Below are 7,021 nucleotides of genomic sequence, written 5' to 3' on the forward strand. Positions count from 1 at the left end.
ATACCGCATAATTGAACAAGAGTGATTTGCGAGTAAATTTTGCGTACTGACGAGGCGCAGTTTTGCGGTAATACTTGATGTATTACCGTGAAACTGCAACAAAATCAGGGCACAAAATTTTCGCAAAGCACCGCCGCTTTAATTGTGCGGTGTTGCCTTAACATACTGGTTTGTTTTATCGGCAAACCAGCAACCAGTCAGGAGGAAAAATTCAATGTCTCATCCTATCGCTCGCCGTGCCGGTATGCTTGCGCTGACTGCCGCAATGCTCATGCCAAGCGCGGGAGCATTATCCGATGTGTCCAACTGGGCGCAGGAAGGCGTTGCCGCTGCGCAGAATGCCGGTCTGGCACCTTCGTCCCTGTCCAACAGTGCCGCTTCCGGCTCTATCACCCGCGCAGAGTTCTGTGCCGTTGCGCTGAACGCCTACAAGGCTGTCAGCGGCAAGGTTGTCTATGTTTCGGGCAAAAAGCCGTTCGAGGACTGCTCGGACCCCAATGTCACCGCAGCTTACCTGCTCGGCATTGTAAACGGCCGCACCAACGGCAACTTTGATCCGGATGCCAAGATCAGCCGTGAGGAAATGTGCACCATACTCGACAACATCCTCGCCGCTGCCGATATCGAAGCAACCGAGATCGCAGGTGATGCCTGCATCGAGGATTACCCCGATGTAAGCATGATCAGCGATTACGCAATGCAGCCGGTCGTTACCATGGTCGATCATTCGGTCATCAACGGCATCACCGATACCAGCACGGACACCACCATTCTGGCTCCGTCCGGCACCACCACCCGTGAGCAGGCGCTGATCATGGCAAACCGTTTCTGCACCGCCTTCAAGCCGGATAAGACGCCGATTGCAGCGGTTGACGGCTCCGCTAACCTGCCGACCACCGCCGGTTCTTCCACCTCTGCTGCAACCACCATCACCGGTCTGCCGAAGACCGAGGCTGAGAAGATGACCTACGTTTACGGCGCAGGCAACGGCAAGTACCAGTCCGCAGCTGAGGCTGAGGCTCACATGGTAGAGATCGTGGTTCCGGTATGGCATCTGCAGTCCGACGGCACCAAGGTGGCCTCCAAGGCTTACCTGCAGGTAAACGCTTCGCTGGCTTCCATCTATCAGGCAATCTTTGAGGAGATCTTCAACGGCTCCGAGAAGTTCCCGATCTATGATGTAGGCTGCTACTCGTGGCGCACCGGCGAGCACTCGCAGGGCACCGCAGTTGATATCAACCCGGACGAGAACATGGAAGCTACCATCAACTCGGACGGTTCCCTGTCTCCGACCTGCGGCACCCACTGGACGCCGTATATTGATCCGTACTCCATCCCCGAGGGCGGCGATGTTTACAATGCCTTCACCAAGTACGGCTTTACCTGGGGCGGCAACGGCTGGCGCACCAAGCGCGACTACATGCACTTCAGCTACTTCGGCCGCTAAGCACTACATACGAAATGGCAAAAGAAGGGACGGCTTATCGTTAGCCGCCCCTTATCTTTTGTGAAATTTGTGTAACTTTACAGGAATTTAATTTGCATTTTTAGAATAACATGCTATAATAATATATAGAGTACATTAGTAAGGAGGCATGACATCATGAGAAGACTTTCTATTCCGCAGAAGCCCGACCGTCCGGACATCGACGATCTGATCTTTGGTGATGACCATAAGACGCAGAGCGAAAAGTAACCGCACTTTTTGATCGGTTCCACGCAGGGCTTGCAGAGAAACAGCAGCCGCGTGGTTTTTTTATACCTGTTTTTGAAAGGAAACATATAAAAATGGAATCATCCAGTCCCGCGTCACGGACAAAAACGTAACACCCGAAGCATTTTTAATGCCTCGGGTGTTTTATTTTGGTCGTTTCGATGGTGGTAACGGTGTCGGTATATCGGTCAATCCAAGCAAATATTCCAGATTGACCTGATAGAAACGAGAAAGTAGAATCAGAATCTCCAACGGAAATTCACGCACACCGTTTTCATAATTGCTGTATGTGTTCTGCGCTACCTTTAGATATGTGGCAATTTCACGCTGTTTGATATCCCTGTCTTCGCGCAGTTCCTTTATGCGGTTGTGCTCCATACGACCACCTCGCATTCACCTTAACTTATCTCAAAACAGGATATTGACTTTTATCTCATTTCGAGATATAGTATGTGTAAGGTGGTGGAAAACATGGCAAAATTGTCTATCGAATCGCAGATTGCAAAATATGAACACACGGCAGATTTTTGCAAGCAAAAAGCCGATCGCTGTTGGGCGTATGCCAAGAACGATAAAGGCGACCATTATTATGAAGAAGCGCGTCACTACTACGAAAAAGAAAAAGAGAACCGAGAAAAAGCGGCTGCCTTACGAGCAAAATTGTAATGAGGTGATTCATAATGGGATTCTTGGATAAATTATTTGAAAAAACAGAAAAAGCAAGTAAAAACATAGAAGCGGAATACGCACGTGCAGCATCCAGAGTAGCATATATGTCTATTGAGGATGTATTACGTAATTGTCCTCCTCCGAATACTACGCTGTATAATCCCGGTCAGATGAAGGCCTATACAGAGAAAATCGAGGAATGGGTTCTCGATAATATAGACGAGCCCGACCGCATCCGGGATATGGCGCGCACATGCCAAGAACGTAATTGGAATTACGGTCTACGCATGTTGGACGTTGTCTATAAAAAGTGTCGGTAATACACTTGCCTAATATACCAAGAAATAAAAACCACCACGTTTCCGTGGTGGTTTTTATGATGTAATTTACGACCATCTCCGCTTAACCCACTCCTATATCCTACCTTGCAGGATCTCTTCACTCTCTGCTCTAAAAATTCAATTTTAATTACATTAAGCGATAAAAATAAAACCCCACCCTGCCGATGCAGTCCAATTAGTAACCTGCACGACTCATGCAGGTGGGTCCTCTGTTTGATACCTCTGCGCTTCCAACTTCCGTGTATACCCGGGAGGCCTGCTGCTCAGTATCAAAACTTTCCGAAGTCCCGTACTAAAAATGTGGGTTAAAAAAGGACTGCTGTCGAACAGGGCAGGATCTTACCGAAATAAAATGCTTTGCTTCCGATAACGAAGCTGCGCTGTTTACTCTTATTTTATGCCATCGGCCGGAGAATTACTCCTCTTCTGCCTCGGCACGTTCCATAACGATGTTGAACACTGCATCTGCGATCTCGTCATCCTCGACCGCCTCGAGCAGCTCTTCGCCGTTCTCCTCAACGATCTGCATGATAACGACCTCTGCATCCTCCTCGATGGAGATCTCTGCAGGGATAAACGCCAGATAGGTCACGCCATTATATTCCACGGTGTCGATATGCTCAAACTCGACCTCGTTGCCGTCCTCGTCGATCAGGGTTACAAAATCATTGCCGTATTCCTCGCTCATGGGTCCGGCACCTCCTTAAATTCATAGTAAAGGGGAGCAATCAGGTGTTTCCTGTCCCTTGTATTAAGCATAACAAATTATGACGTATTTGTAAAGCCTTATGTTGTGCATTCAGCACTATACTTTACACGATCATAGTATGCCTGTTTCTGTAATAATCATACCAGTTAAAAAACGTGAAATAAAGCCTTGACTTTGCAAATTAATTCTGGTATAGTAGTTGAGGTAACAAGGAAGAAGGCATGTCCTCACCCGCAGCGAAGCAAACGGGTCAATAAAGCACAGAAGCCGCTTTGCGCGCTCTGCGATTTTATTTGGAGGACGGTCTGAATGATCAGTCCTTTTTCTTTTTGTCTTAAACCGATTTCGTTTGGAGGTGCTTACCAATCAGCAGCATGGAACATCAAATCAATGAAGAGATCCGCGACAAGGAAGTTCGTCTGATCGGTGACGACGGCGAACAGCTCGGCATTCTGCCTATTCAGCAGGCACAGGATATCGCCGTAGAAAAGGGCATGGATCTGGTCAAAATCGCGCCGCAGGCTAAGCCGCCTGTCTGCAAGATCATGGATTACGGTAAATTCCGCTTCGAGCAGGCAAAGCGCGAGAAGGAAGCGCGAAAGAATCAGCGTGTCGTGGAGATCAAAGAGATTCGCCTGACGCCTAATATCGACATCGGCGACCTGAACACCAAGGTAAAGAACGCTTGCCGCTTCCTGCAGGACGGCAACAAGGTCAAGGTTTCGGTTCGCTTCCGTGGCCGCGAGGTCACGCACGCGTCGCTTGGTCAGGATCTGCTCCATCGCTTCGCGGAGCTGTGCTCGGAGTGCAGCACGGTAGAAAAGCAGCCCAAGCTCGAAGGCCGCCAGATGCTGATGTTTCTGGCGCCCGCAAAGGACAAGTAAAACCAACGCGCAGATATAGCGCAAATTCAGAGAGGAGCAAAACCTTATGCCTAAGATCAAAACGCACAGCGGTGCAAAAAAGAGATTTTCCGTTACCAAGAACGGTAAGTTCAAGCGCGGTCACGTTGGCAAGCGCCACCTGCTCAACGGCCATGGCAAGACCACTAAGCTGAAGCGCCACCTCCGCAAGGAAGGCTTCGCAGATTCTACCAACGTAGCACAGCTGAAGCGTCTGCTGCCGTACAAGTAAGTTAGAAAACAACATCTTTCATATAGGAGGCAAACACAATGGCAAGAGTTAAGGGCGCAATGATGACCCGTAAAAGAAGAAAGAAGATCCTGAAGCGTGCTAAGGGTTACTGGGGTTCCAAGTCTACCCACTACCGTGTAGCTAACCAGGCCGTAATGAAGAGCCTGAAGTACGCTTACATCGGCCGTAAGCACAAGAAGCGTGACTTCCGTCGTCTGTGGATCACCCGCATCTCTGCAGCTTGCAAGACCTGCGATATCAACTACAGCCGTTTCATGAACGGTCTGAAGAAGGCTGGTATCGACCTGAACCGCAAGATGCTGGCTGACCTGGCTGTAAACGACCAGGCTGCATTCGCTGCACTGGCTGAGAAGGCTAAGGCTGCACTTTAATTGCATAACAAAACGAGTCTGTGAAAGCAGGCTCGTTTTTTGCATTCAGCGTTCCGCTCGGGACGCTGTTTTCATATTCCGCTCTCCTCTGCCCTATACTGTGATGGTAAGGAGTGTGATGAAATGGGTCCGTCCATTTACTTAGGGGTACAAGGCTACGGCTGCGCCCGTGCCGAGGATAAAGACCGGTTTGCGCATCGGTTTCGGCAGGACGACAGCGTATGCTGCTATGCCGTGTGCGATAAAGGCCGATACGCCATCCAGAACCGTCTGCAGGAAGGTCAGGCGTATCATTTGACCATCCGGCAGGGAACGGTAATACAGGCCATTCTCAGCCGTCCGGATGCACAAGGCGTAATCCATGCCGTCAGCGGCAATTCCATCACAGTAGACGGCATGCACCTTCCCTGCCGCGCTGTGTTTGAAATCCGCACACGAGCCGGCGGCGCTGTCGTTCTGCCGTGCTTTCTCACCGGCCGGATCGTCGGAAGTTATGCACAGGTGTTCGGCGGTGCTGCGTATATCCGGCCTGCTCCGCAGATGTACCATCCGCCGGTTCACGGCATTCCCGGTCGGCGCACGCTGCAGAACCTGCTCAGAACCGCCTTGATGCCCGTCGGCACCGCGCTGTACGTCTACGGCGGCGGCTGGAACTGGCAGGATACCGGCTCCGGCAACACCGCTATGCACATTGGCCTGCCGCAAAGCTGGATCGACTTCTTCGACTGTCAGAACGCCTGCTATACCTACCGCAGTGACAGCAATCCCGCGCACAGCTACTACCCGACCGGCGGCTGGAACCAGTACGGCTATGCCGGTCTGGATTGCTCAGGCTACCTCGGCTGGACGCTGTACAATACCCTGCATACCGAGAGTGCGTCTGTCTCCGACTGTGACGGCTATGTCACACCCGCCGCCGAGTTTGCCCATACGCTTGCCCAAAGAGCCTGGGGTACCCTTTCCCGTCAGGACTGCGGCAACGGCCTGCAGGAGCCGTCCTCGTTCCGTCCCGGCGATATCTTCAGCATGGACGGTCATGTATGGCTGTACATCGGTCCCTGTCGAGACGGCAGCATCGTCATCGCGCACTCTACGCCCTCGCCCAGTAAAACCGATTGTAAAGGCGGCGGCGTGCAGCTCAGCGCGCTCAATCCCGCGCGTGATGCGGATAAGGATTGTCAGGCGTATCGGCTTGCAGAACGCTTTATGCAGCGGTATCCGCGCTGGAGTGCAAGGTATCAGGTGCAGCTGCTGCCCTATTCGGTTTATGGGAAGCTGTCTGAGAATCCGCATACAGGGTTGTTCCGGTGGAATGATTTTCTCTCAGATAAAGAAGGTGTTCGGGGACAGTTTGCGGAGGAGATTCTGCAAATTGAGAATTGAAAATGGAGAATGGAGAATTACGCGACGGAAAAGCGTGGTGCAGGGCGGCCAGTGGCACCCCTGCGGGATAGATTGTACCAATTATCGAATCCGCAGGCGCCGACCGCAGTCACCAAGCCGGCGAGCTGCGCGACACGGGTATCCCCCAGGGGACCCTCTCTTGCCCTTCGGGCAATTCACCTTGTGTCGCGCCTGCGTAGAGCTGCCGATATGTGTAGCAGTACGGAATCCGGCACTGCGCAGAGATAAAGAAATGGGAGCACACTGTGCTCCCCTACGGTAATAAAAATCCTCTGCTGTTCCCCTTTTTCGAAGCGGTCGCCGGTCTCTGATCTGCGCCAGACTAACAAACAAAAGGAAGTGGGAGTTAAGAGGGTAGAAACCTTGGTGTCTACCCTCTTGCCCCGCCGCAGGGTGCGGCGACTTCCCGCCAAAGATTGGCGCCCATTCCTCAATCTTCAGCGAACAGAAAAAGCAAAAAATCCACTTGCTTTCGCAAGTGGACTAACTGGAGCGGCTGACGAGGCTCGAACTCGCTACCTCCACCTTGGCAAGGTGGCGCTCTACCAGATGAGCTACAGCCGCATATGCGATTTTGAGAAGAAAAGGTGGAGCGGCTGACGAGGCTCGAACTCGCTACCTCCACCTTGGCAAGGTGGCGCTCTACCAGATGAGCTAC

Annotated in this window: 9 protein-coding genes, 1 tRNA gene and 1 other RNA gene; 7 read left to right on the plus strand and 4 right to left on the minus strand. The window is 51.7% G+C overall.

What is annotated here, in order from left to right; all coding sequences use genetic code 11:
* Positions 1-214 precede the first annotated feature (214 nt).
* Positions 215-1,447, plus strand: a complete 1,233-nt coding sequence (locus PGS25_RS06925) for an S-layer homology domain-containing protein (RefSeq protein WP_270418095.1) — start codon at positions 215-217, stop codon at positions 1,445-1,447.
* Positions 1,448-1,858: 411 nt separating this feature from the next.
* Here the strand turns inward: PGS25_RS06925 and PGS25_RS06930 are convergent, their stop codons facing one another.
* Positions 1,859-2,092 (minus strand): helix-turn-helix domain-containing protein, encoded by a 234-nt coding sequence (locus PGS25_RS06930; protein WP_270418096.1) that lies wholly within the window; start codon positions 2,090-2,092, stop codon positions 1,859-1,861.
* Between the two features lie 93 nt (positions 2,093-2,185).
* Here PGS25_RS06930 and PGS25_RS06935 point away from each other — a divergent pair, with 93 nt between their 5' ends.
* Together PGS25_RS06935 and PGS25_RS06940 are read left to right on the plus strand one after the other, a co-directional pair.
* Positions 2,186-2,380: a hypothetical protein gene (locus PGS25_RS06935; RefSeq protein ID WP_118761298.1), complete on the plus strand. Its 195-nt coding sequence runs from the start codon at positions 2,186-2,188 to the stop codon at positions 2,378-2,380.
* 14 nt (positions 2,381-2,394) lie between these two features.
* Positions 2,395-2,703: a hypothetical protein gene (locus PGS25_RS06940; RefSeq protein WP_118761297.1), complete on the plus strand. Its 309-nt coding sequence runs from the start codon at positions 2,395-2,397 to the stop codon at positions 2,701-2,703.
* A 167-nt stretch (positions 2,704-2,870) separates the two neighbouring features.
* Here PGS25_RS06940 and ssrS read toward each other — a convergent pair.
* Both ssrS and PGS25_RS06950 read right to left on the minus strand, forming a co-directional pair.
* Positions 2,871-3,065, minus strand: a non-coding RNA gene (gene ssrS / locus PGS25_RS06945) — 6S RNA.
* Between the two features lie 74 nt (positions 3,066-3,139).
* Positions 3,140-3,412, minus strand: coding sequence for a DUF1292 domain-containing protein (locus PGS25_RS06950; protein WP_117492244.1), 273 nt, complete (start codon positions 3,410-3,412; stop codon positions 3,140-3,142).
* A 395-nt stretch (positions 3,413-3,807) separates the two neighbouring features.
* Here PGS25_RS06950 and infC point away from each other — a divergent pair, with 395 nt between their 5' ends.
* The 4 genes from infC to PGS25_RS06970 all read left to right on the plus strand — a co-directional run bounded on the left by infC (position 3,808) and on the right by PGS25_RS06970 (position 6,342).
* The gene (gene infC, locus PGS25_RS06955; protein ID WP_118360706.1) at positions 3,808-4,317 is read left to right on the plus strand and encodes a translation initiation factor IF-3; all 510 of its coding nucleotides are present in this window, start codon (positions 3,808-3,810) and stop codon (positions 4,315-4,317) included.
* Between the two features lie 46 nt (positions 4,318-4,363).
* Positions 4,364-4,567, plus strand: coding sequence for a 50S ribosomal protein L35 (gene rpmI, locus PGS25_RS06960; RefSeq protein WP_054327617.1), 204 nt, complete (start codon positions 4,364-4,366; stop codon positions 4,565-4,567).
* 38 nt (positions 4,568-4,605) lie between these two features.
* On the plus strand, positions 4,606-4,959 hold the full coding sequence (gene rplT, locus PGS25_RS06965) for a 50S ribosomal protein L20 (protein WP_110436155.1): 354 nt from the start codon (positions 4,606-4,608) through the stop codon (positions 4,957-4,959).
* Positions 4,960-5,082: 123 nt separating this feature from the next.
* Positions 5,083-6,342 carry a hypothetical protein gene (locus tag PGS25_RS06970; RefSeq protein WP_270418097.1) on the plus strand — a complete coding sequence of 420 codons (1,260 nt, stop codon included), beginning with the start codon at positions 5,083-5,085 and terminating at the stop codon, positions 6,340-6,342.
* A gap of 509 nt (positions 6,343-6,851) precedes the next feature.
* Here the strand turns inward: PGS25_RS06970 and PGS25_RS06975 are convergent.
* Positions 6,852-6,927 (minus strand) — tRNA-Gly (locus tag PGS25_RS06975).
* Between the last annotated feature and the right edge of the window lie 94 nt (positions 6,928-7,021).

The organism is Butyricicoccus sp. AM78-15b2TA, from assembly GCF_027665985.1.
Classification (GTDB): Bacteria; Bacillota; Clostridia; order Oscillospirales; family Butyricicoccaceae; genus Agathobaculum; species Agathobaculum butyriciproducens.

Coding starts and splice junctions, on each gene's coding strand:
- PGS25_RS06925 (WP_270418095.1), top strand. CDS start 215: ATGTCTCATCCTATCGCTCGCCGTGCCGGTATGCTTGCGCTGACTGCC.
- PGS25_RS06930 (WP_270418096.1), bottom strand. CDS start 2,092: ATGGAGCACAACCGCATAAAGGAACTGCGCGAAGACAGGGATATCAAA.
- PGS25_RS06935 (WP_118761298.1), top strand. CDS start 2,186: ATGGCAAAATTGTCTATCGAATCGCAGATTGCAAAATATGAACACACG.
- PGS25_RS06940 (WP_118761297.1), top strand. CDS start 2,395: ATGGGATTCTTGGATAAATTATTTGAAAAAACAGAAAAAGCAAGTAAA.
- PGS25_RS06950 (WP_117492244.1), bottom strand. CDS start 3,412: ATGAGCGAGGAATACGGCAATGATTTTGTAACCCTGATCGACGAGGAC.
- infC (WP_118360706.1), top strand. CDS start 3,808: ATGGAACATCAAATCAATGAAGAGATCCGCGACAAGGAAGTTCGTCTG.
- rpmI (WP_054327617.1), top strand. CDS start 4,364: ATGCCTAAGATCAAAACGCACAGCGGTGCAAAAAAGAGATTTTCCGTT.
- rplT (WP_110436155.1), top strand. CDS start 4,606: ATGGCAAGAGTTAAGGGCGCAATGATGACCCGTAAAAGAAGAAAGAAG.
- PGS25_RS06970 (WP_270418097.1), top strand. CDS start 5,083: ATGGGTCCGTCCATTTACTTAGGGGTACAAGGCTACGGCTGCGCCCGT.